The following is a 22,602-nucleotide window of genomic DNA, read 5'->3' as shown; positions in this document are numbered from 1 at the left end:
GCGGATTTTTCTCATGGCGGAGCGGATCCTCGTAAGGGTTCGACCTTCGAAAGAAGACCGCGCCCGGGCCGGACGCGGTCAGCCCGCACAATTATAGGAGCGCCAACCAATCCTGTTTCGCGCGATGTCCGCGCGCGCCGTTACGTGCCGCTTTGCGACGTCCGCGGCGGCGGCGCATTCGATGCGACGTTCGGCGCGCCCGCCGCCTCGCTCGTCGGATGCTGCGCGGCCTTCGACGGCTCGCCGCGCTGATCCGCGCCCGCCTCTTCCGGGTCCTGAACGCCTTCCGGATTGCCGTCCTGATTGCCGCCGTTGACGATCACGAAGTTGCGCTGCGGATTCGCGATCTCGATGCCGCGCGCAGTGAACTCATTGAGGATGCGCCGGTTGAACTCGCGCTGCACCGGCCAGCGCGCGCTGTCGCGGCACTGGATCTGGCCGGCGAGCGTGACGGTCGAGCCGTCGACGGCATCGACGCCCCAGAAGCTGAAGTCGGAGAGAATGCCGTCGCGGAAGGCCTCGTCGTCGCGCAACGCCGCGCCGATCTCCTTCAGCGTGGAGATTGCGAGATCGACATCCTGGCCGAGCGCGATCGACACGCGCACCGCCGCGTTGCCGATGCCGCGATTCGTGTTGTTCACCGTCGACACCGAGCTGAACGGCACCGTGTAGAGCGAGCCGTCGCCGCCGCGCAAACGCACCGTGCGAATCGACAGATACTCGACCGTGCCCGACACGCCCGCGAGCGTGACCCAGTCGCCGACCTGCATCGCGTTTTCCATCAACAGAAAGATGCCGGTGATGAGATCCTGCACGAGCTTTTGCGAGCCGAAACCGAGCGCCACGCCGAAGATGCTCGCGCTCGCGAGCAAGGGCGCCGTGTTGACGCCGAGCTCCGAAAGTCCCGTCAGGACGACGACCATCGCGATCACGATGAAAAGGCCCGTGCGCATCATCGGCAGCAGCGTGCGCAGGCGCGCGGCGCGCAGACGCTCGCCGCTCGCGGTCCATTGCTCGAGCCGCCGCTCGACGACGATATTCGCCGCTTCCCACACGAGCACGGCGAACACGGCCGCGATCACGATCGTGACGAGCGCCGACGCGAGCCGGTTGCCGATTCCGCCCGCCGTGAAGAAACGCAGGATGTCGATGTGCCACACCTGCAGGAGCGCGACCACCGTGACCACGGAAATGAACGCCTGCACCACCCGGCGCAAGGCCGGGTAATAGCGGTAGGCGCGCCGTCGCGCGATCGACTCGCCCGCGAGATCGTCTTCATCGTCTCGATGGAATGCGCGGGCGAGCGCGCCGAACGTGACGATCGCCAGTACGCGCGCCCCGACGAGCACGAGCAAGGACACGCCGCCCAGATGAAACAGCGTCCGGTAGCCGTTCTGCACGTCGAGCGCCCATACGAACCACAGTGCGATCACGAAGAAGATCGCGACGCCCGCCCACACATCGGCGACCCAGTTGCCGAAGAGCCTCACGGAGCGATTCGCCCGCGCGCGTTGCCGGATGCGCTCGGCCACCGACGTGCGGCTCTCGAAGATCACGAACGCGATCATCAGATGAACGATCAGCAGGACGAACTTCAGGATGGCGATGCGCGCATCGCCGGACAGCCCGAGCGGTTCGGCGGCATTGGCGAGCGCGATGCCCGCGCCCCCGACGCACACGATCCGCTGCACCCAGCGATGCGTATAGGCCGCGTAGAAATCGCGCATCTGGATGAGGCGCAATCCGGGCGCACGCGGCGCGACCAGAAAGCCGCTGACGATCACGATCGCGCGACATGTCAGGTAGACATCGATCAGCGAGCCCGCGACGCGCGCCTCGGGCGTGTTCTCGTCGATGAAGATCGACATCAGCAAGGTCACCACGCCGACGAACACGATCAGCGGAATCAGCGACAGCAGGCCGTACAAGAGCGCGCTCGGCAGGCGCTGCAACAGTGTCCAGTGGCGCGCGGCGTGACGCTGTCCGCGCGCGTCGTCGGCCTTGCGCTCGGCGAGATGCATCGCGGTCGCGTCGCCGCTCTGCGCGGCGGCAACCTCCGCGCGCTCGGCCTCGTGCTCGTCACGCGCGAGGCCGGGATCCTGCTCTTCGGCATCCGCGACGCCGCGCGCGGCAATCCGCGCGCGCGGGCGTTTCAGGAGGCGCAGACACAGGAATTCGATCAGCAGCGCAGGCAACAGCGACGCCAGCACGGTCCACGTTACATGACCGATGAGCGCGCGCCCTTGCTCGCTCGACGTGCGGTCGCGCCACCACGAGATCACCGAACCGAAATCGAGCAGCGCCCCGGTCGAGTGCCGCAGGCCTGCGCCGGTCTGCACGAGCCAGTGCCCGGCCTGCCGCGACAACTGCGATGCGAGACCGTTTGCGGTCAACGATTGCGCGAGCACGCTCGACGCGCCCGATGCCGGCGTCGCGGCGGCCGTCGTCGATGCGGCCTGCGGGGCGCTCGCGGGCGCGGCCAGCGCGCCTGCGGCCGCAATCGCGCGCAATGTGTCCGCGACCTGTGTGCGGCGCGCGGGATCGTTGAGCACCGCGAGCGCATCGCGCGCCTGTTGCGGCGTCAGCGCGACAGCAGGCTGCGACGCGTGCTGTGGCGAAGCGGTTGCAGCGAAGGAGGACTGCGAACAGATCGGAAGAACGCTCGACACGATGACGAGCAGCACGGCAAGGAGCAATTTGCGCATGGGTCGGATGAAGATCACGAAATTTCAGGAACTCTATGCGGACGACGCGCACGACGTATGTTAACGCGATGCCGCCGGCGCGGCAGAAGCGGCGCCGGACAACCCTGAAAGCGGTAGCATGCGGCGCGCCTGCACCGCGCCCGAGCGAACCTAAGCGGCCGCCTGCTCGCCGCGATCGCGCGCGACATCGGGTTCGAAGAACACCCAGCGCACTTGCGGAAACGCGCGCTGGAGATCGTCCTCGATGAGGTTGATCGCATCGATCATCGCGCGGCCGCTCTCGTAGTCGATCATCTCGGCCTGCACCGCGACCACCACGTGCTTGCCCCATTGCAGCGTGATGAGGCTGATGATGCGCGTGATCTCGGGACGCGTGCGCAAGCGGGCATCGATCGCCTTGCGCACTTCCGGGCTCGCCGATTCGCCGACGATCATCGACTTCACTTCGCGCGCGACGAGAAACGCGATGATCATCAGCAGCACGCCGACGCCGATCGAGCCCCAGGCGTCGTAGGCCGGATTGCCGGTGAGCATCGTCATGAGCACGGCGGCGAACGCGATCGCGAGGCCGAGCAGCGCGGCGACATCTTCCCCCGCGACGACGAGCAGTTCCGACTCGCGCGTCTCGCGGAACCATCGCCACAGCGTTTTGTCGGGCGCGCCCTTGCGGATCTCGCGCACCGCGCCCGCGAGCGAGAATGCTTCGAGCACGACGGAGACGCCGAGAATCACGAGCGCGACGATCGGATTGGACAACGGCTCGTGATGCATCAGCCGATGCGCGCCCTCGTACACCGAGAACGCGCCGCCCACGAAGAACAGCAGCAGCGCGACGATCAGCGCGTAGAAGTAGATCTCGCGCCCCGAGCCCAGCGGATGCAGCGCATTCGCGGGCGCCTGCGCGCGCTTCAGGCCGAAGAGCAGCAGCAGTTGATTGCCGCAATCGGCGGTGGAATGGATGGCTTCGGCGAACATCGCGCCCGAGCCGGTGAAAGCCGCCGCGCCGAACTTGCACACGGCGATGCCGAAATTCGCGGCGAGCGCGTAGAAAATGGCTTTCGGTGATTCTTCCTTCATGCCTTTTTGTGTTTGATCAGTTCACTTCGACGCGCCCGGCGCCGTCCACCATCTCGCCGATGACCGCTGCGTCGTCGAAGCCGTCCGCGCGGAAGATCGCGAGCACGTCGTTCACGGCCTCGGGCGCGCACGACACGAGCAGCCCGCCCGACGTTTGCGGATCGGTGAGCAAGGCACGGGCCTCGTCGCCTTCGATGTTCAATGAGACGTCGCCGCCATACGCGCTCCAGTTGCGTCCCGATGCGCCCGTGTAGATGCCCGCGTGCACGAATTCGCGCACTTGCGGCAGCCACGGCAAGTCGGCGTAACGGATGCGCGCCGTCAGTTTCGCGCCGCGCGCGAGCTCGAGCGTGTGCCCGAGCAGGCCGAAGCCGGTGACGTCGGTGAGCGCGTGCACGCCGTCGAGTTGCGCGAGGTCCGCACCCGGACGATTGAGCTTGGTTGTCGCGTCGATCATCGCCCTGTAGCCGGCGGCATCGAGCTTGTCCTTCTTCAGCGCCGCCGACAGCACGCCGACGCCGAGCGGCTTGCCGAGCACCAGCACGTCGCCGGCGCGCGCGGCCGCGTTGCGCTTCACGCGCGACGGATGCACGACGCCGAGCGCCGCGAGCCCGTAGATCGGCTCGACGGAATCGATCGAATGACCGCCCGCCACCGGAATGCCTGCCTCCGCGCACACCGCTTCGCCGCCTTTCAGCACTTGTGCGATGACTTCATGCGGCAGCACGTTGATCGGCATGCCGACGAGCGCGAGCGCGAGAATCGGCTTGCCGCCCATCGCATAGACGTCCGACAGCGCGTTGGTCGCGGCGATGCGTCCGAAGTCGAACGGATCGTCGACGATCGGCATGAAGAAATCCGTCGTGGCGACGATGGCCTGCTCGTCGTTGAGCTTGTAGACGGCGGCATCGTCGGCGGTGTCGTTGCCGACGAGGAGATTCGGGAACGCGGGCAACGGCGTCGCGCGCTTGAGCAGGTCGGCCAGCACGCCGGGCGCGATCTTGCAGCCGCAGCCGCCGCCGTGTGAGAGGCTCGTGAGACGGGGTGAAGTGGTTTCGGTCATGGTCGGAAGGTCGGCGCTGAATCTTGCAATACGCAGCATTATCGCCGCTCGACGCCGATGACGCGTTTGAAGAGTCCCGGATAGTCGAGCACGAGGCCGCTTTCGTCGACGGTGATGTCCGCGGTGAAGCCCGTATCGAGACCTTCGTAACGATAGCGATGATTCGGTTCGATACACGTGTACGCCTGCTCCACCGCGCTCACGGTGAGTTCGGGCACGCGCACATAGACCACGCGGATCACGCGCCGCTCGCCGCGTTCCAGTTGCAGTCGGCGGATCGGCAGCGTGTTGGTGAAAGGCGTCGCGGTGATGTCCACGTCGATGCAGCCGCGCAGCAGTTCCTGCGGCTCGCCGTTCGCATCGCTCCAGGCATGCGCGTCGCCGTTATTGCCGTCGCGGCGATGCAGGTCGAGCGACGCGCCGCCCGCGAGCTTCAGCGCGAGCCGCGTGACCCGCCACTGCGCATCGCATTCGATGCGATAAACGAGGCCGAAGGCGTGTGCTTCATCTTCGCCTACCACCGCGCTTTCGATCACGATGCCATCGCCCGTCTCGCTCAGAACGAGATGTTCGAGCCCTGTGCGGTCCTGCTGCGACCATCGCACCGCTTTCATCGCGCACCTCTTTGCGTGTGTTCGTTCGCATGACAGGATACATCGCGCCGCGCAATGCTTTCGAAGAGCATTCGAAATGCGCGAATCGCTCGACGTCACAAAACGTCACACGGTATACTCCGCGCCATTCCTGCGCAGGCGCGCGCACCGCACCTCTGCGCCATTCACGCGATCCGTGCCCTGGCGATCCGCGCACTGCCACACGTCCCGAACGCCCCCTTTTCATCGCCCATCGCATGAAGAACACGCTTGTTCCCGCCTTGCTCGCGCTCGCATTGTCGGCGTCCATGTTCCAGCTCGTCCAGGCTCAGGAAACGCCGGACCTGCCCGAGGATTATTCGTATCTGACGAGACTTCATGTGCCCGACGCGGTCGCGCAATGTGTTGCCGCATTCGACCGTTGGGTGGAGAACGCGCCGAAGTACGACACGCTGATCGTGCCCGACCGGCGCGTGCTCTCCGCGAAGATCGACGACGATACTGCGATCTTCAGTGTCGGCAACCCGATTCCGGTCGACCAGGTCATCGTGATGCGCGCGTTCGCGAAAGCGCGCGGCAAGGAGCAATGGACGCGCGTGGACAGCCGCTGTGGCGTGCGCGATGGTCACGTGGTCGGCGTGTCGCTCACGCCGAACATGAAGCCGAAGATCGTCCGCTGACTTCTTCAGGTTTTCGCCGCGCGCCGCTGGCCGGTGCGTTCGTCCAGCCACTTGACGACCTGTGGCCCGAAGGTGCGCGGCGCCTTCGCATGCACGCGGCCCGCGAGATCCGATAGCCGATCCGCCGCGAGCGCTTCGCGCATGCGCTTCTCCGCGTTCTTCATCACCGCGTGAACGGCGCAAACGCCGCTCGTCGCCCAAGGCGGCGCGTCATCGCCGAAAACCGCGCAGCGCGCGCGAATCTCCCTGCAGTCGAAGAGCGGCTTGTCGCCGTCGATCGCGTCGACGACATCGAGCACGCTGATCTGCGTCGACGGGCGCGCAAGCGCAAAGCCGCCGCGCGCCCCTTCCGTCGCGACGACGAGTCCGGCCTTGTGCAGCTTCGTGAAGAGCTTCGCGACGTACTCCGCGGGCACGCCCTGCAAGTCCGCGAGATCGCGCACGCTCGCCTCGCGCACGCCGTGCGGCGGTTCCGCGAGATAGAGCATGCAATGCAGCGCGTACTCGACGCCCGTGCTGATGTGAGACATGTTCACTCCGACAATCTGAATCGGAGTTCAGGATAACCCTTTGTGCGTTCGCGTGCAACGCATCCGCCATGCGATGCAACGCCATTACAGACGTCCGTCGTGAATATTTCAGATTACACGTTTGCTTACAAACGAACACGGCTTGTCATTTTGCGAACCGCTACATTGCTTTCCATGGATTCACACGGAGAAACCCATGAAGAAACTAGCGATCCTTGCAGCGTTGGGCGTGTTGCTGGGCAGCGCGCTATCGGGCTGCATCGTCGTGCCGGACGATGGCGGGTATCACCATCATCACGGTTATTACCGCGACTGATCCGGCTCCGAACCATGCACCGGATTTCAGCGAAACTGCTACCTCATGACTCGCGGTTTCGTCCGCAAGCAAAAGACCAAGGAGCAAACATCATGAACAAGACGAAGAAGAGCCTGCTGATCGCATCCCTTGCTGCCGCGCTGGGCATGGGTCTCGCCAACGTGGCGTCCGCGGACGTCCATCGCGATGTCCCGCATCATGTGACGGTGGGCTGGCACGGCGACCGCTACTGGGACGGCCATCGCTACTGGCAGCGTCAGGAGTGGGAGCGTCATCATCACCATGTCGCGCCTCCGCCGCCTCATCGTTACTATTGAATCCGGTGAGGCATGAAAAAGGCCGCAGCGAAGCGTATTCGCCGCGGCCTTCGTTTTGATCGGCGATTCACCAGCTCTTCGGATCGCCGCCCAGCTCCTTGCACGTGTCGTAGGCGATCGCCTGCAGCTTCGCCTCGCCGATCTGCCCCGAGAGCGCATAGCCGACGCGATCCCACGCCCAGTAGAAGGTCGTGCGCTGTCCGTCCTTCAGCGTGCGGATCTTGCTGTCGTTGCGCCTGATCGTGGCGGTCGTCATGTAGAGCGTGAGACGCTCGCCTGCCGCGTTCTGATACATGAACTGCGCGGCCGGTCCCTCCTCGTCCGGCAACAGGCGTCCGCCGACGAGCTGAAATCCGTACTCGGCCAGCGACGGAATCGTCACCGCGCGATTCAGCCGCTTCGACAACCAGGTGACGAGATGGTCTTGCTGCGCCGCCGCCACCTCGACCGCATGCCGCTGCTCGGGCGCATACACGGCATACGCGATATCCGCACGCTCAGCGAAGCGCGGCCTGTCCTGCAACGAGGGCAGGAGCATGTGCAGCAGGAATCCGCACGCCACGCCGACGACCAGAAAGCACGCCGCGAGCAGATAACGCTCGCGTGAACGCGGCCGCAGGCGCACGATCTGCGGTTCGCCCTGATCGGCGAAGAGCGCGCGCAGCGCATTGTCCTGCGCGCGATACGCGGCGGCGGTCGCCTCGCTCGCGGGATCTTTCGCGATGCGCTCGGCCACGGCGTCGCGCTGGTCGCCGTGCAATTCGTCGTCGATGAAGGCGGACAGCGCCTGCAGATCGCGATCGGGCTTCGGGGGACCCATACGGTCGCCGCCTTCGAATGGACGGTCTTGACTGGTCATGAGCGGCTCACCACTTTCAGCGACGAAGAAGACGTCTTGCGGCCCGATTCCTCGCCGAGCAGAACGCGCATGTGCTCCCGCGCTCTCGACAAGCGCGACATCACGGTTCCGGTCGGCACGTTCAACACCACGGATGCCTCCTGATAACTCATTTCCTCGACACACACGAGCAGCATCACCTCGCGCTGCTCGACCGGCAGACAGTAAAGCGCACGCTGCACGTCGCGCAGCACGAGGCCATCAACTTCGCCGCGCGGCGCGGCCATCTGGCGCCAGGGCGCGGTTTCATCGTCGACCGCGATATCGCGACGGCCACGCAACTGGTCGATATACAGGTTGCGCATGATCGTGAACAGCCAGGCGCGCAAATTCGTGCCGGCATGGAACGATTTCGCGCGGTTGAGCGCGCGCTCGGTCGCGTCCTGCACGAGATCGTCGGCCCATGCGCGATCGCCCGTCAGCGCGCGCGCATAGCGACGCAACTGCGGCAGATGCGCGAGAAGATCGCTCTCGAAGCTCAAGGCCGTGCGTCCGCTTGCATGAAGGAACCGCCAAGGACGTTCGCCATCAATAGCTGCCTCCGCCGGCCGGCCCGCTCGGCGCGCCCGACGAATTCGGCGGACCTTGCGTGCCGCTCGCGCAACCCGCCGCGCCCACCGCGAGCCCGAGCGCGATCAGGAGCACCGTCACTCCGATCGATCGTTTCATGATCATTACCCGTTGATTCATAGACCGGCAGGCCCGCCGATTTATTCCGCGAACCTGCCCATGACGAAATTTCTTCCGGATTGCGCGCCGAAGACCGTCAGGGCTTCACGACGTGCCAGACGTCGCGGAAGTTGTCTCCGTTCTTGTCGCCGGGCTTCGTGTCCTTCGCAAAGCGATAGACGCGCTTGCCGTCGTAAGCCCATTGCTTGCCGCCGTCGGCGGCTTCCATGGTCCATTTGCCGCTCGGCTTGTCGGAATCGCTCGCCATCGCGGCGGGCCAGGCCTGCGCACAACCGCCGCTGCAGGCACTCGGGCTGCCCTTCGTGTCCTTGTCGAAGGTGTAGAGCGTCATGCCGTTTTCATCGACGAACATGCCGTTCGATTCTTTCGGCGCCGCAGCATACGAGGAAGACGCGAGCGAGGCAAAAGCGGTGGCGACTGTTGCGGCAGCGGCGAACATCTGGATGCGCTTCTTCATTTCATCTTTCCTTGTTGTAGAAGTATCCGTAGAACGTTCGGAAGCGCTGCACTATTCCGCGGACGATGAAATAAATCGATGCGGCAGCGCCGTCGCATCGTCAGCCGGCACTCCATTCAAGACCATTCGCGCGCACCTTGCCAGAGGTTCATTGAAATTTCGTCGTTCAGGCGCTCGCGCCGGCGGCGGTTGCTTCGCGCCAGCGGCGAGTGTCGCGCAACGGCGGCGCGCCGAAGAGCCGGCTGTACTCGCGGCTGAACTGCGACGCGCTCTCGTAGCCCACGCGATGCGCGGCAGTGGCGGCATCCACGATATCGAGCATCATCAGGCGTCGCGCCTCCTGGAGCCGCAACTGCTTCTGATACTGCAGCGGGCTCATCGCGGTGACGGCCTTGAAATGATGATGCAGCGACGACACGCTCATATGCACGTCGCGCGCGATATCCTCGACGCGCAGCGGCTGGTCGAAATGCTGGCGCAGCAACTGGATCGCCTTCGCGATGCGCTGCGTCTGGCTGTCCTGCAGCGCGATCTGGCGCAGCCGCGCGCCCGAGCCGTTCATCAACAGGCGATAGAGAATTTCGCGCTTCACGAGCGGCGCGAGAATCGGCACGTCCTCGGGCGTATCGACGAGACGCAGCAGGCGCAGCACGGCGTCGAGCATCGAGTTGCCGAGACGGTTTACGTAGAGACCGCGCGAGGCGTCGGTCTGCATCGCGGGCGGCAGGCTCTCGTCCTGGATCAGCGAGGTGATTTCGTCGACGTCGAGATCCAGCCGCATGCCGAGATACGGCTCCGATTCGCTCGCCACCGACACCTGTCCGCACACCGGCAGATCCACCGACGAGACCAGGTAGTGCATCGGATCGTAGATATAGACCTCGTCGCCGACCATGAGGCGCTTGCTGCCCTGCGCGATCAGCGCGAGCGCGGGCGTCTGGATGCCGTGCTTCGGCCCGCCCGGATTCATGATCCGGTGCAGGAACAGGCCCGGCACCGGCGTTTCCACGGAACCTTCGCAGCCCGCGGTGAATCGGTCGAGCAGCGCGACGAGATCGAGGCGCGCCTGATCCAGCGCGGGATCGTGACGCGCCTCCTTCGGCTGGTCGTGTCTGTCTTTTCCGGCGAGGCCGGGCGTGTCGTTCAGAGCCATGGCTTACGGATTATTTTGAGATGGGATGAGTTCGTTTAGCTTACTCGCGCGGACGCGAGATTGCTCGCGCGCACCCCGAGCGTTTGCAGGAACAGGCAAGGATTGAACAGGATCAGGCTATGAACCGGCCGCGCGCCGGGACGATACTGCATTGCCGGCGCGGATCGGCTCGCGAAGGGTCGTGCGAGGCCGCGCCATTCCAGTCAATCGGGAGCAACCATGCGCTACAGGAAATTCGGCAATACCGGCCTTTTCGTCTCCGAACTGTGCCTGGGCACGATGACCTTCGGCGGCGGAACGGGCGGAATCTGGGACAACATCGGCCAGTTGCAGCAGGCCGACGCCGACAAGCTGATCGGCCGCTCGCTCGATGCAGGCATCAATTTCATCGACACCGCCGACGTGTACGCCGACGGCCAATCCGAAGTCATCACGGGCCAGGCGCTCAAGAACCTGAAGGTTCCACGCGAAAACGTGGTCGTCGCGACGAAGATTCTCGGTGAGACCGGGACGAAGGGCACGAACTCTCGCGGCGCGTCGCGCTATCACATCATCGATGGCGTGAAGGCGAGCCTGAAGCGGCTGCAACTCGACCACGTCGACCTGTATCAGATCCACGGTTTCGATCCGGCGACGCCGATCGAGGAAACGCTGCGCGCGCTCGACAATCTCGTGCAGCACGGGCATGTGCGCTATATCGGCGTGTCGAACTGGGCCGCGTGGCAGATCATGAAGGCGCTCGGCATGTCGGAGCGTCTCGGCCTCGCGCGTTTCGAATCGCTGCAGGCTTATTACACGATCGCGGGCCGCGATCTCGAGCGCGAAATCGTGCCGTTGCTGCAAAGCGAGAACGTCGGGCTGATGGTCTGGAGTCCGCTCGCGGGCGGACTGCTTTCCGGCAAATTCACGCGTGAAGGCGCGAAGGAAGAAGGCAGCCGGCGCACCAAGTTCGATTTTCCGCCGGTCAATGTCGAACGCGCGTACGACTGCGTCGACGTGATGCGCCGCATGGCGGAGTCCAAGAACGTGTCGGTCGCGCAGATCGCGCTTGCGTGGCTGCTGCATCAGAAGGTTGTGTCGAGCGTGATCATCGGCGCAAAACGGATCGAGCAACTCGATGACAACATCGCGGCGACGAAAGTCCGGCTCAACGAGGACGAACTCGCCGCACTCGACGAAGTGAGCCAGTTGCCGTCGGAATATCCAGGCTGGATGCTCACGCGGCAGGGCGAATACCGGCGCAATCAGTTGAAAGAAGAGGCGGCGCAATAAGGTCGTTCAGCGCGGGCGTGCCCCGCGCCTGCTAGGGATTTTCCCGTAGTTCCAGCGCTTTTCCGGCGATTTAGGGCCTTTATCTCAAAATCCGATAGACCTTATCCTTCCTATCGCGTTGCGGCATAACGCCGCTCTGCCGACACTGTACGCACAACATCACCACTGCCTCACGGAGACAATCATGCGTACACAAGTCGGCATCGTCGGCGCGGGCCCCGCCGGGCTTCTTCTCTCTCATCTTCTTCATCTGCGCGGCATCGAATCGGTCGTACTCGAAGCGCGCAGCCAGCTCGATATCGAATCGACGATCCGTGCCGGCGTGCTCGAGCAAGGCACGATGGACACGCTGACTCAGGCCGGACTCGGCGCGCGCATGCAGGCTGAAGGCGCGTTACATCACGGTTTCGAGCTCGCCTTCGAAGGGCAGCGCCGCCGCATCGCGCTGACCGAACTGACCGGGCATTCGATCACGGTCTACGCGCAGCACGAAGTGATCAAGGATCTGGTCGCGGCTCGGCTCGCGGCGAAAGGCGAACTGAAATTCAACGTGTCGAACGTGTCGCTGCACGACTTCCAGGACGGCAGCGATCGCAAGCCGCGCATCAAATATCAGCACGAAGGCCGCGACGAAGAACTCGAATGCGACTTCATCATCGGCTGCGACGGCTCGCAGGGCGTCTCGCGCCAGTCGATTCCCGAAGCGGTGCGGCAGGATTATCAGCGCATCTATCCGTTCGGCTGGTTCGGGATTCTGGTCGAAGCGCCGCCCTCCTCCGACGAACTCATCTACGCGCGTCACGACCGCGGCTTCGCGCTCATCAGCACGCGCTCGCCGGGCGTGCAACGCATGTACTTCCAGTGCGATCCGAAGGATTCGGTCGATGCCTGGTCCGACGATCGTATTTGGGCCGAGCTGCACGCACGCGTCGATACCGCCGATGGCTGGCAGATCACGGAAGGCAAGATCTTCCAGAAGAACATTGTCGGGATGCGCAGCTTCGTGTCGACGCCGATGCAGTCGGGCAAACTCTTCCTCGCAGGCGACGCGGCGCATATCGTGCCGCCGACCGGCGCGAAGGGCCTGAACCTCGCCGTGTCCGACGTGCGCGTGCTCAACGCCGCGCTCCTCGACTTCTATCAGGAAGGCAACAGCGAGAAGCTCGGCCGCTATACCGAGACCGCCCTGAAGCGTGTTTGGCGCGCCGAGCATTTCTCGTGGTGGATGACGCGCATGTTGCACAAGCTCGACGACACGTCGCCGTTCGAGCAGCGCCTGCAAGTGGCGGAGCTGGAGCACGTGACGACATCGCGTGCGGCCGCTACCGCGCTCGCCGAGAACTACGTCGGCAGCGTCGCGGTTTAAGCGTACAGCGGACGCACGGCGCTCTTTCGCGGCCGTGCGTCTTCCGCATCACAGCACCGCGACGACCCGCACATCGCCTTCGACCGACGGAATCACCTGCCCGCCGACGCGCCGGAACGTGATCGTCGCGGTCTTGTCGCCCAGACGCAGATCGCCGATTTCCAGCCAGTCGATGCCCTCGGGCAACGCCGGCCGGTCGATGCGCACTTCGTCGTTGACGGCGTCGACGGTCATGCCGAGGCACGCTTCCAGAATCATGAAAGGCGCGCCCGCCGCCCACGCCTGAGGCAGACACGCGACCGGATAAGCGATCGGCCGTTCGCCGCGCTGACGTGTGAATCCGCAAAACAGCTCCGGCAGACGCATGTCGAACGTGACGGCGGCTTCGAACAGCGACTGCAGCAGGCCCACGGCGGCATTGCGGTCACCGTAACGGGCGAGACCGCGTGCGCAGAGGGCGGTGTCGTGCGGCCACACGGAGCCGTTGTGATACGACATCGGATTGAATCGCGGCTGACCCGCTGCCAGCGTGCGCACGCCCCAGCCGGTGTGAAACAACGTCGATTCGAGTTGACGAGCGACCGCTTCGCCTCGTTTGCGCTCGACCAGATCGAACGCGAGCAGATGCCCCGCATTCGACGACAGCACGCGACACAACTCCCCCTTGCCGTCGAGTGCGATGCCGTAGAAATCCATTTCCGGCATCCAGAACATTTCTTCGACGCGCTCGCGAATGTGACGCGCGCGCCGCTCGAACTCGCGCGCGCTGTCGTCTTCGCCGCGTTCGCGCGCGAGGCGCGCCATCGTGGAGAAGGCCGTCGATGCGTAGCCTTGCACTTCGACGAGCGAAATCGGCCCGACCGGAAATTGCCCGTCCGCGTGGAACACGGAATCCTGGCTGTCCTTCCAGCCCTGATTCGCCAGCCCGTGCTCGGATGCGCGCTGATAGTCGAGCAGGCCATGCGGATTCTTGTCGCAATGGCGCGAGACCCATTGCGCCGCGAGTTGCAGCGCCGGCCAGATTTCGTCGATCAATGCGCGGTCGCCGGTGCGTTCGGCATAGGCGCCCGCCAGCACGATGAAGAGCGGCGTGCTGTCCACCCCGCCGTAGTACAGCGCGAACGGCACCTCGCCGGTCGCCGCCATCTCGCTCTTGCGGGTCTCGTGCATGATCTTGCCGATCTCGGCGTCACGGAATGCCGAGTCTTCGCGCGCCTGATGCGCGGCGAGAAAGCGCAACACGCCGCGCGCGAGCGTCGGATGCAGCCAGAGCATTTGCAGCGATGTGATGATCGCGTCGCGTCCGAATGCGGTCGAGAACCACGGAATGCCCGCGTAGGGATAAGGGCCGGTTTCGAGATCGGTGGTAAGCAGGCCGAGATCGGCGAGCGAACGGTCGATCCATTCGCTGAAGAGCGGATTGCTCGAACGCACACGTGCGCTAGCGCGGCGCCGGTCGCGCATGCGGCGATGCGCCTCGACGAGCGCCTCGCGAATTGCCGGACGTCCCGATTCGGGCGCGCATTCGGCCGCTTCCGCAGCGTTACGCTTGCTTTCCTCGCTGGCGTCGGAGAGCGCGTGCGTCACCGCCGTCACCGACAGATACACCGAGATTGCCGTTTCCGACTGGATATGCAGCGCGTAATCGGCGCGCGTCGGCGAAAGGACATCCGGCGCGGGCGTGAACTGGATGCGCGCCGTGCGTTCCACTTCGTCCAGGCCGATATAGCGCAAAACCACTTCGCCGTTCTCGACCACCGGCGGGACCAGCGCGCCGCGCTTGCCGCGTTTCGCGCCCCGCACCTCGAACATGTCGAGAAAGTCCGCCTTGAAGGAAATGGAGAGCGGCACCGTGGACGGCTCCGTGCCGTAATTCGTCAGCACGATGCTCTCGTGGAGCACGTGCCCCGACAGCACACGCTTGCGCTCGACGTGAATCACGCCTTCCGGCGTGCGCGCACCGCCGATTGGCGGCAACGGGCGATTGGTCAGATGCGCCGTGAACACGGCGTTGTCGCTCGAGACGCTCCCGGAAAGCAGAGACGGCGCGCGGCCGCCGAATGTCAGCACGAGCTCCGAAAGCACCCGCGTGTCGTTGACGAAGAGGCCGTCGTCGCCGCCGCGGATATCGCCGTTCGCGTCGTAGACCGCGAACGTATTGCCCGACTTCAGCACGAACTGGCGTTCGCTCGGCAAGTTGGCGTGCTCGGTCGGGATGAAGGCCTCATCCTGAAGTTTCGGTTGCGACTCTTGCATTTGTTGTTGCTGTTGTTGCGTCTGTTCCTGTGTATTCATTGCACCTTCCTGAAAGTAATCTGAAGGATATTCGTGAGCCGCTTCGGAGCGCGTCCGTGCTCCCGTCATGTGGCAGTCGCACGGTCCGGCGTTGCTTTCATGCAGCAAGTGAGCCGCTTACCCGCTATCATCGACGGTTTTTCGACCCAACCACGCCTGACGGGTTCTCCGCGCGCAATGTCATTTCCGCATATCGACTTACTTTATTCTGCCTCAGGACTCGCGGTGGGTTTCCTGGTCGGCCTGACGGGCGTAGGCGGCGGCTCCCTGATGACGCCGCTGCTCGTCCTGCTTTTCGGCATTCATCCGGCGACGGCCGTCGGCACCGACCTGCTGTACGCCGCCGCGACCAAGACCGCCGGCACGCTCGTGCACGGCATCAAGGGCTCAGTCGACTGGCGCATCACCGGCCGCCTCGCGGCGGGCAGCGTGCCGGCGGCGGCCATCACACTCTATTTCCTGCACGAGCACGGCATTGCGGCGCCGGGCACCGCGCGGCTCATCCAGTTGATACTCGGCACGGCGCTCCTCATCACCGCTATTTCACTGATCTTCAGGCCGCAACTCGCACGTCTCGCGTACAAGAAAGGACACGGCCGCCCCGAGCACCCCGTGCGCACCGCTGCCTGGACGGTCCTCACCGGCGCGATTCTCGGTGTGCTGGTGTCGTTCACCTCCGTGGGCGCGGGCGCGATCGGCGTGACCGTGCTGCTGCTGTTGTATCCGCGTCTCGCGACGGTGCGCATCGTTGGCTCCGACGTGGCTCATGCGGTGCCGCTGACGCTGATCGCCGGCGCCGGTCACTGGATGCTCGGCTCGGTCGACTGGGCCCTGCTCGCCTCGCTCCTCGTGGGTTCGATTCCGGGCATTGCCATTGGCAGCGCGTTGTCCAGCAAGGCGCCGGAAGCGCTGCTGCGCTACGTGCTCGCCGCGACGCTCGTTCTCGTCGGCGTAAAGCTCGTGTTCAGTTGATGTTAGTCACGCTCGTTCGCGCTTTCCAGTCGGCCAAAAGACATAGGCCGATTCGCACGATTTTCCTGTTTTTTCCCTATGCCGTTCGGCCGGGTTTCGTGCAGCGGCCCAATGCGGCATCATCCCCACTCAGTTGATCCGCGAGCAGCGAAGCGGTCAAGTCGGGGCGCCGGATAATGGGCGCGTCATCTTTCGGCGTCGATAATGCAGGTGCGCGTCGTCGGACGTATGCCGCATTTCACGAGGAGTCAGGCGATGAATGAAAACGATCATCCGCAGCACGAGCTTCCTGCCGGCAACGATACGCCAGCCGGCGACGCACCCGCGGACCCTGCGCGGCGGCGGCTTCTCGCGGCGGGAGTCGGTCTCGCCGGGCTGTCGCTCGGCGGCTGCAATCTGTTCGATAACAAGCCGTCCACCCCGAAAACCGCAGCCGATATCGCGCTCGACCGTACGCTCGCGGCGAAGGTGCAGCACATCGTCGTGATTTACGCGGAAAACCGCAGCTTCACCAATCTCTACGGCAACTATCCGGGCGTTCAATATCCGCTCTCGGCCGTGCCCGAAGCTCGCTATACGCAGCTCGACCGGGATGGCGTCACGCCCATGCCCACACTCCCGAAAATCTGGGGCGGGCTCGTACCGCAGGCGCAGGAAGTCGCCGGCAAGCGCTATGCGATCACCGAGCAGCAAATCGTCGATCTGCGCAACGCGCCCTTTCAGATCCTGGATGCGCAAGGCGCGCCGCTACCCAATTCCGTTATCACGCGGGATCTCGTGCATCGCTTCTATCAGAACCAGATGCAGATCAATGCGGGACGCAACAATCAATTCGCGGCGTGGGGAGATTCGGGCGGACTCGTGATGGGCCATTACCAGAATTCGCCGGAAACGCTGAAGCTGTGGGGGCTCGCGCAGCAATACACGCTCTGCGACAACTTCTTCATGTCGGCGTTCGGCGGCTCCTGGCTGAACCATATCTTCCTGATTTCCGCGCAGGCACCCTTTTATCCCGATGTAAAAGGCAGTCCGGCGGCGAAGCTGCTCGCGGTCGTCGAAGGCGACGATCCCACCGGTGCGCAGTTGAAGCTCGCGCCGGATTCACCGAAATCCGCGCTCGAGGGCCCGCCGAAGTTCGTGCGCGACGGCGCGCTCACCGCCGACGGCTACGCGGTCAACACCATGTTCCCGCCGTACCAGCCGAGCAATGTGCCGCCCCCGAAGGGCGGCGATCCGCGTTACGCGGACCGCTCGAACGCTCTGGTGCTGCCGCCTCAGACCTACGCGACCATCGGTGATCGTCTGTCGGACAAGAACGTCGACTGGGCGTGGTACAGCGGCGCGTGGGCGTACGCGCTGGAGCATCGCGACACCGGCGCGGTGCCCGATTTCCAGTACCACCACCAGCCGTTCAATTACTTTGCCAATTTCGCACCGGGCACGGCGGCGCGCGCCCGGCATCTGCGCGACGCGGGCCTGGGCGACGATCCGTCGACGAACAAACTGCTCGCGGATATCGACGCGGGCCGCCTGCCGACCGTCACGTTCTACAAGCCGCAGGGCAATCTCAACATGCACGCGGGCTATGCGGATATCGCGTCGGGCGACCGGCATATCTCGAACGTGATCGAGCATATCCGGCGCGGCCCGCAGTGGGAGAACACCGTGGTGGTAGTCACCGTCGACGAGAACGGCGGCTGGTGGGATCACGTCTCGCCGCCGAAGGGCGATCGTTGGGGACCCGGTTCGCGCATCCCGGCACTCGTCATTTCGCCGTTTGCGAAGAAGGGTTACGTCGATCACACCGTGTATGACACGAACTCGATCCTGCGTTTCATCTCACGGGTGCACGATCTCGCGCCGCTCGACGGCGTGGCGGGTCGGGATCGTGCGTTCGCGGCGAACGGTCAGGCGCCGCTCGGCGATCTGACTCGATCGCTCGATCTCGCGTAACGGCTACGCGCGTTCGATCCACGCCCGCGCGGAGATCTCCAGCAAATAGCCGTAGTGCAGCGCGCCGACCGGCACGACGGCGCGCGCCGGTTTCCACGCGCCGAAGTGACGCGCGTAGATCTCGTTGAACGTCTTCCAATGCTCGACGCCGACGAGATACACCGTCACTTCGATGCAATCGGCGAGGCTCGCCCCCGCTGCTTCGAGCACGGTGCGCAAATTGGACAAGGTCTGTTCGGCCTGCTCTTCGAACGGCAGGTCGCCTGTGTGTGTGCCGTCGGGGCGGACCGGCAACTGGCCGGACACGCAGACGAGATTGCCCGCGCGCGTCGCGTGGCTGTAGTGCCCGGCTGGCATCGGCAGGCCGGGAGCGTTGATGAGTTCGATCGGTGGCATCGTCGTTCAGGTCGAGTTGGTAAACCCGGATTGTTGATTCCGAGTCAAGGTTCATTTGAGACTATCACCGTTTTTGCGAAAGTCGAAGCCGGTCATACTGCGCTCATCGCAGTTTGAACATTCAACGGAGCAAGAACATGAATATCTTCATCACGGGCGCGGGCGGCTTCATCGGTGGCTCGATCGCGGCAGGACTCGCGCGTGACGGACATCGCGTGCGCGGGCTGATCCGTCGCGCGGAGCAGGCCGACGCTCTCAAACGCCTGAACATCGAACCGGTAACCGGCAGTCTGGACGACGCGGCTCTGCTCGCTGCCGAAGCACGCGCCGCCGATGCGGTCATCAACGCGGCGAGCAGCGATCATCGTGGCGCGGTCGAGGCATTGATCGGCGCGCTGGAAGGCACGAACAAACCGTTTCTTCATACGAGCGGTTCGAGCATCGTCGGCGACGCGTCGGGCGGCGAGGCATCCGACAAAATCTATATCGAGGACGACCTGCCGGAACCGACGCCCGACAAGGCGCCGCGCGTGGCGATCGACAATCTCGTGCTCGCCGCCGCCGGTCGCGGCGTGCGCTCGGCCGTGCTCTGCAATACGCTGATTTACGGCCACGGCGCAGTGCCGGACACATCGAGCGTCCAGTTGCCGCGTCTGGAGCGTCAGGCACGAAAGAGCGGCATCGTCCGCCATGTGGGACGTGGGTTGAATATCTGGTCGAACGTGCATATCGACGATGTCGTCGCGATCTATCGGCTCGCGCTCGAAAAGTCGCCGGCGGGTACGTTCTACTTCGTCGAAAGCGGCGAGGCGCAATTCCGTGACATGACGATTGCAATGGCGAAGGCGCTCGACTTGCGCGGACCGGAAGACTGGCCGCTCGAAGAAGCGATCGAGGAATGGGGCTACGAAATGGCGTCGTACGGGCTCGGCTCGAATAGCCGGGTGCGCAGCAAACGCACGCGCGAGATGCTCGGCTGGCAGCCGAAGCGCACGTCCGTGATTGACTGGATCGAAAAGGAACTGGTCGCCTGAGCGCGGGCGGCGCGGCAAAGTGGCTTGACCAATTCGCCGCGCCGACAGTCGCCGAATTACTTCAGCGCGCCAGCGAATTTCTCGATTTCTGCCTCCGGCATGCCCGACTTCGTCGCCGAATCGCGGATCTGCTTCCATGTCGTCGGATCGATCGCGATGCCGTTGGCGGTGCGCTCCGCCCGGCGCGCCTCTTCCGGCTCGCCCGGCGCGTAGATCGCGTCGACTCCATCCGCACGGGGCGACGCCTTCATCCAGTCGAGGAACGCCTCGGCTTCCGCCTGCGCAGCGGGTGCATCGAACGCATTCGGGTCCACGATCACCGAGGTCATGCAATTGATGATCGCGCTCGACTTCTCCAGCGTGTCCTCATGCGTCGTATAGCCGCCCGAGAGCGCCCCGCCGAAAATTTCACACAGCGCTGCAAGGCCAGAGCCTTTGTGCAGACCGAATGCCGTGAGCGAGCCGAACGGCTCCTCGTGCATCACTTTCGGCTCGATGGTGGGCCTGCCTGCGTGATCGAGCAGCATGCCCGGCGCCACCTGCACCCCCTTGTTGTACGCGACGCGCGTCTTGCCGTAAGCGATTCCCGCGGTCGCGAAGTCGAGCACGAGCGGGCTCTTGCCGTCGCGCGGATACGCGGCGCAGAAGGGATTCGTGCCGAAGCGCCGATCGATGCCGCCGAAGGGCGCGACGAGCGGATCGCCCGCCACGTTCACGAAGTGGAAGGACACCAGCCCTGCATTCGCGCACTGCTCCGCCCAATGCCCGATGCGCCCGATGTGATGCGCGTTGCGCAACCCGACCGCGCACACGCCGAGTTTCTTCGCGCGTTCGATGCCGTGCTCCATCGCCTCGTAGGCGACGACCTGACCGAAGCCCTTGCGGCCATCGACAGTCAATACCGCGCCCGCGTCACGCACGATCTCGGCATGCGTGTTGAGCTTCAACTGCCCTTCGCCGAGCGATGCGACGTAGCGCGGGATCATGCCGACACCGTGCGAATCGTGGCCCGACAGATTCGACATCACGAGGTGATCCGCGACCAGTTCCGCTTCGCGCGGCGCACTCCCGGCGGATTCCCAGATCGCGCGGACGTAGGCGTGCAGCGTATCGGCAGCGATGCGCTGCTCGCCGGCGGAAAGGGTCGACGTGGGGGATGCATTCATTGCGACAATCGTCTCCGTAGTTGATGGCTCGCGCGCTCCGTTTTTTGAGACGCGCGTTGACCTATTACTTTACAGACGATCAACTGGCCTTACCAGTTTGTTTTTACGAAATCACTGAAGACGGGCAAAACAAAGCCCGGATGAGCCGGGCTTATTCGAGATCAGCGATCGACCGACCGAGTTCAAGGCGCCGCGGCGATCACCTCGGCCACCGACGCCGTTAGCTTCTTTGCATACGGCACGTGCAGGAATTCGTTCGGACCGTGCGCGTTCGATTTGGGACCGAGCACGCCGCACACCATGAACTGCGAGCGCGGAAAACCTTCCTTGAGCGTATTCATCAGCGGAATCGTGCCGCCCTGCCCGATATAGGCGACATCCGCACCGAAGTGTCGTTTCGATGCATCGTTCAGCGACGAACGCAGCCACGGCGCGAGGTCCGGCGCGTTCCAGCCCGTCGCCGCGCCCGCTTCCGGCTTGAACGTCACTTTGGCGTTGTACGGCGGATCCATTTCGAGCAGCCGCTGCAACTGCACGACCGCCCTGGCCGCATCGACGAGCGGTGGCAAGCGCAGCGACAGCTTGAACGCCGTGCGCGGCGCAAGTACATTGCCCGCGTCCGCGAGCGGCGGCAGACCTGACGCACCCGTCACCGTGAGCGAAGGACGCCAGGTGGAATTGAGCAGCGCTTCGCGCGGATCGGTCGTCGTCGGCAGGACGCTGCCGCCGTCCGCGCCGCACGCCCACGGCAGCTTCTTCCAGACGTCGTCGCCGAGAATGCGCGCGGTCATTTCGGCTTCGCGCCGGCGCAGCATCGGGATCGGACAGTGAAAGCCTTCCGGCAGCAGATTGCCGCTGCTCGAATCTTCGAGGCGCTCGAACAGTTGCCGCAAGATGCGAAACGCCGACGGCGCGATGCCGCCGTAACCGCCCGAGTGAATGCCCTCGTCCAGCACCTGCACTTCAAGATCGCCCGCGACGAGACCGCGCAAGGATGTGGTCAGCCAGAGTTGATCGTAATTGCCCGCGCCGGAATCGAGGCAGATCACGAGGCCGACATCGCCGAGCCGGTCGCGCAACGCATCGATGTAGGGCAAGAGATCGTAGCTGCCCGATTCCTCGCACGTCTCGATGATGCCCACGCAGCGCGGACGTTCGACGCCCTGTGCATCGAGCGCCGCGAGCGCGGTGATGCTGGCGTAGGTGGCGTAGCCGTCGTCGGCGCCGCCGCGGCCGTAGAGCTTGCCGTCTTCGAGCTTCGGCGTCCACGGGCCCAGGTCGCTGCGCCAGCCTTCGAACTCCGGCTGCTTGTCCAGATGCCCGTACAGCACGACCGTTTCGGCGCTGCCCGAACGCGTGGCGGGCGCTTCGAAAAAAATGACCGGCGTCCGTTCCGGCAGGCGCACGATTTCGACTTTCAGACCTTTGACCGGCTGGGTTTTGATCCAGTCGACCGCATCGGTGACCACGCGCTCGATGAAGCCGTGGCGCGCCCAGTCGCTATCGAACATCGGGCTTTTCGCGGGCACGGCGATGTAGTCGGTCAATGCGGGAACGATCTCGTCGTTCCATTTGCGATCCACGAAATCCCGCAGCGCGGCGGAATCGAGCCGGACCGCGTCGTGGTGTTGCGTGCTGTCGCCGATAGTCATGACCGTGTTTCCATTCG

The 22,602-nt window shown here is 64.6% G+C and carries 21 protein-coding genes; 7 read left to right on the top strand and 14 right to left on the bottom strand.

Going from position 1 to position 22,602, the window contains the following annotated elements:
• Positions 1–140 precede the first annotated feature (140 nt).
• From U4Y90_RS07040 to U4Y90_RS07025, 4 genes are all read right to left on the bottom strand, one after another.
• On the bottom strand, positions 141–2,705 hold the full coding sequence (locus U4Y90_RS07040) for a mechanosensitive ion channel domain-containing protein (protein ID WP_321793649.1): 2,565 nt from the start codon (positions 2,703–2,705) through the stop codon (positions 141–143).
• Positions 2,706–2,855: 150 nt separating this feature from the next.
• Positions 2,856–3,782, bottom strand: a complete 927-nt coding sequence (locus U4Y90_RS07035) for a cation diffusion facilitator family transporter (RefSeq protein ID WP_321793647.1) — start codon at positions 3,780–3,782, stop codon at positions 2,856–2,858.
• A gap of 16 nt (positions 3,783–3,798) precedes the next feature.
• Positions 3,799–4,845 carry a selenide, water dikinase SelD gene (gene selD, locus U4Y90_RS07030; protein ID WP_321793645.1) on the bottom strand — a complete coding sequence of 349 codons (1,047 nt, stop codon included), beginning with the start codon at positions 4,843–4,845 and terminating at the stop codon, positions 3,799–3,801.
• A gap of 38 nt (positions 4,846–4,883) precedes the next feature.
• Positions 4,884–5,459 carry a putative glycolipid-binding domain-containing protein gene (locus tag U4Y90_RS07025; RefSeq protein ID WP_321793643.1) on the bottom strand — a complete coding sequence of 192 codons (576 nt, stop codon included), beginning with the start codon at positions 5,457–5,459 and terminating at the stop codon, positions 4,884–4,886.
• Positions 5,460–5,695: 236 nt separating this feature from the next.
• Between U4Y90_RS07025 and U4Y90_RS07020 the strand changes: the two genes are divergently transcribed.
• Positions 5,696–6,118: a BspC domain-containing protein gene (locus tag U4Y90_RS07020; protein ID WP_321793640.1), complete on the top strand. Its 423-nt coding sequence runs from the start codon at positions 5,696–5,698 to the stop codon at positions 6,116–6,118.
• A 5-nt stretch (positions 6,119–6,123) separates the two neighbouring features.
• Here the strand turns inward: U4Y90_RS07020 and U4Y90_RS07015 are convergent, their stop codons facing one another.
• Positions 6,124–6,648: an Rrf2 family transcriptional regulator gene (locus U4Y90_RS07015; protein ID WP_321793638.1), complete on the bottom strand. Its 525-nt coding sequence runs from the start codon at positions 6,646–6,648 to the stop codon at positions 6,124–6,126.
• 408 nt (positions 6,649–7,056) lie between these two features.
• On the opposite strand from U4Y90_RS07015, the gene U4Y90_RS07010 reads away from it, so the two are divergent.
• Positions 7,057–7,281, top strand: a complete 225-nt coding sequence (locus U4Y90_RS07010) for a hypothetical protein (protein WP_321793636.1) — start codon at positions 7,057–7,059, stop codon at positions 7,279–7,281.
• A gap of 67 nt (positions 7,282–7,348) precedes the next feature.
• Here U4Y90_RS07010 and U4Y90_RS07005 read toward each other — a convergent pair whose 3' ends face one another.
• From U4Y90_RS07005 to U4Y90_RS06985, 5 genes are all read right to left on the bottom strand, one after another.
• Positions 7,349–8,140: an anti-sigma factor gene (locus U4Y90_RS07005; protein ID WP_321793634.1), complete on the bottom strand. Its 792-nt coding sequence runs from the start codon at positions 8,138–8,140 to the stop codon at positions 7,349–7,351.
• On the bottom strand, positions 8,137–8,661 hold the full coding sequence (locus U4Y90_RS07000) for an RNA polymerase sigma factor (protein WP_321793632.1): 525 nt from the start codon (positions 8,659–8,661) through the stop codon (positions 8,137–8,139). Before U4Y90_RS07000 ends, U4Y90_RS07005 begins: the two co-directional genes overlap by 4 nt.
• A 46-nt stretch (positions 8,662–8,707) precedes the next feature.
• Positions 8,708–8,848 (bottom strand): hypothetical protein, encoded by a 141-nt coding sequence (locus tag U4Y90_RS06995; protein WP_321793630.1) that lies wholly within the window; start codon positions 8,846–8,848, stop codon positions 8,708–8,710.
• Positions 8,849–8,945: 97 nt separating this feature from the next.
• On the bottom strand, positions 8,946–9,326 hold the full coding sequence (locus U4Y90_RS06990) for a hypothetical protein (RefSeq protein ID WP_321793628.1): 381 nt from the start codon (positions 9,324–9,326) through the stop codon (positions 8,946–8,948).
• Positions 9,327–9,492: 166 nt separating this feature from the next.
• Positions 9,493–10,479, bottom strand: coding sequence for an AraC family transcriptional regulator (locus tag U4Y90_RS06985; RefSeq protein WP_321793626.1), 987 nt, complete (start codon positions 10,477–10,479; stop codon positions 9,493–9,495).
• A gap of 219 nt (positions 10,480–10,698) precedes the next feature.
• On the opposite strand from U4Y90_RS06985, the gene U4Y90_RS06980 reads away from it, so the two are divergent.
• Both U4Y90_RS06980 and U4Y90_RS06975 read left to right on the top strand, forming a co-directional pair.
• Complete coding sequence (locus tag U4Y90_RS06980; RefSeq protein WP_321793625.1) at positions 10,699–11,751, top strand: aldo/keto reductase; 1,053 nt, start codon at positions 10,699–10,701, stop codon at positions 11,749–11,751.
• A gap of 184 nt (positions 11,752–11,935) precedes the next feature.
• Entirely contained in the window at positions 11,936–13,117 is a 1,182-nt protein-coding gene (locus U4Y90_RS06975) for a 4-hydroxybenzoate 3-monooxygenase (RefSeq protein WP_321793623.1), read from the top strand.
• A gap of 48 nt (positions 13,118–13,165) precedes the next feature.
• Here U4Y90_RS06975 and U4Y90_RS06970 read toward each other — a convergent pair whose 3' ends face one another.
• Positions 13,166–15,412, bottom strand: a complete 2,247-nt coding sequence (locus tag U4Y90_RS06970) for an amylo-alpha-1,6-glucosidase (RefSeq protein WP_321793621.1) — start codon at positions 15,410–15,412, stop codon at positions 13,166–13,168.
• A gap of 177 nt (positions 15,413–15,589) precedes the next feature.
• Between U4Y90_RS06970 and U4Y90_RS06965 the strand changes: the two genes are divergently transcribed.
• The gene (locus tag U4Y90_RS06965) at positions 15,590–16,384 is read left to right on the top strand and encodes a sulfite exporter TauE/SafE family protein (RefSeq protein WP_321793619.1); all 795 of its coding nucleotides are present in this window, start codon (positions 15,590–15,592) and stop codon (positions 16,382–16,384) included.
• A gap of 255 nt (positions 16,385–16,639) precedes the next feature.
• Positions 16,640–18,337, top strand: a complete 1,698-nt coding sequence (locus tag U4Y90_RS06960) for an acid phosphatase (protein ID WP_321793617.1) — start codon at positions 16,640–16,642, stop codon at positions 18,335–18,337.
• Positions 18,338–18,340: 3 nt separating this feature from the next.
• On the opposite strand, the gene U4Y90_RS06955 is transcribed toward U4Y90_RS06960, so the two are convergent.
• Positions 18,341–18,733 (bottom strand): RidA family protein, encoded by a 393-nt coding sequence (locus U4Y90_RS06955; RefSeq protein WP_321793615.1) that lies wholly within the window; start codon positions 18,731–18,733, stop codon positions 18,341–18,343.
• A gap of 137 nt (positions 18,734–18,870) precedes the next feature.
• On the opposite strand from U4Y90_RS06955, the gene U4Y90_RS06950 reads away from it, so the two are divergent.
• Positions 18,871–19,767 carry an NAD-dependent epimerase/dehydratase family protein gene (locus U4Y90_RS06950; RefSeq protein WP_321793613.1) on the top strand — a complete coding sequence of 299 codons (897 nt, stop codon included), beginning with the start codon at positions 18,871–18,873 and terminating at the stop codon, positions 19,765–19,767.
• 56 nt (positions 19,768–19,823) lie between these two features.
• Here U4Y90_RS06950 and U4Y90_RS06945 read toward each other — a convergent pair whose 3' ends face one another.
• Together U4Y90_RS06945 and U4Y90_RS06940 are read right to left on the bottom strand one after the other, a co-directional pair.
• A complete protein-coding gene (locus U4Y90_RS06945) occupies positions 19,824–20,933 on the bottom strand; it encodes a malate/lactate/ureidoglycolate dehydrogenase (RefSeq protein WP_321793611.1) in 1,110 nt (369 codons plus the stop codon).
• Positions 20,934–21,115: 182 nt separating this feature from the next.
• Positions 21,116–22,585 carry a M20 family metallopeptidase gene (locus U4Y90_RS06940; protein ID WP_321793609.1) on the bottom strand — a complete coding sequence of 490 codons (1,470 nt, stop codon included), beginning with the start codon at positions 22,583–22,585 and terminating at the stop codon, positions 21,116–21,118.
• Positions 22,586–22,602: the final 17 nt, after the last annotated feature.

Source organism: Caballeronia sp. J97 (genome assembly GCF_905220305.1).
Lineage (GTDB): Bacteria > Pseudomonadota > Gammaproteobacteria > Burkholderiales > Burkholderiaceae > Caballeronia.
This window is presented reverse-complemented; position numbering and strand designations above follow the sequence as displayed.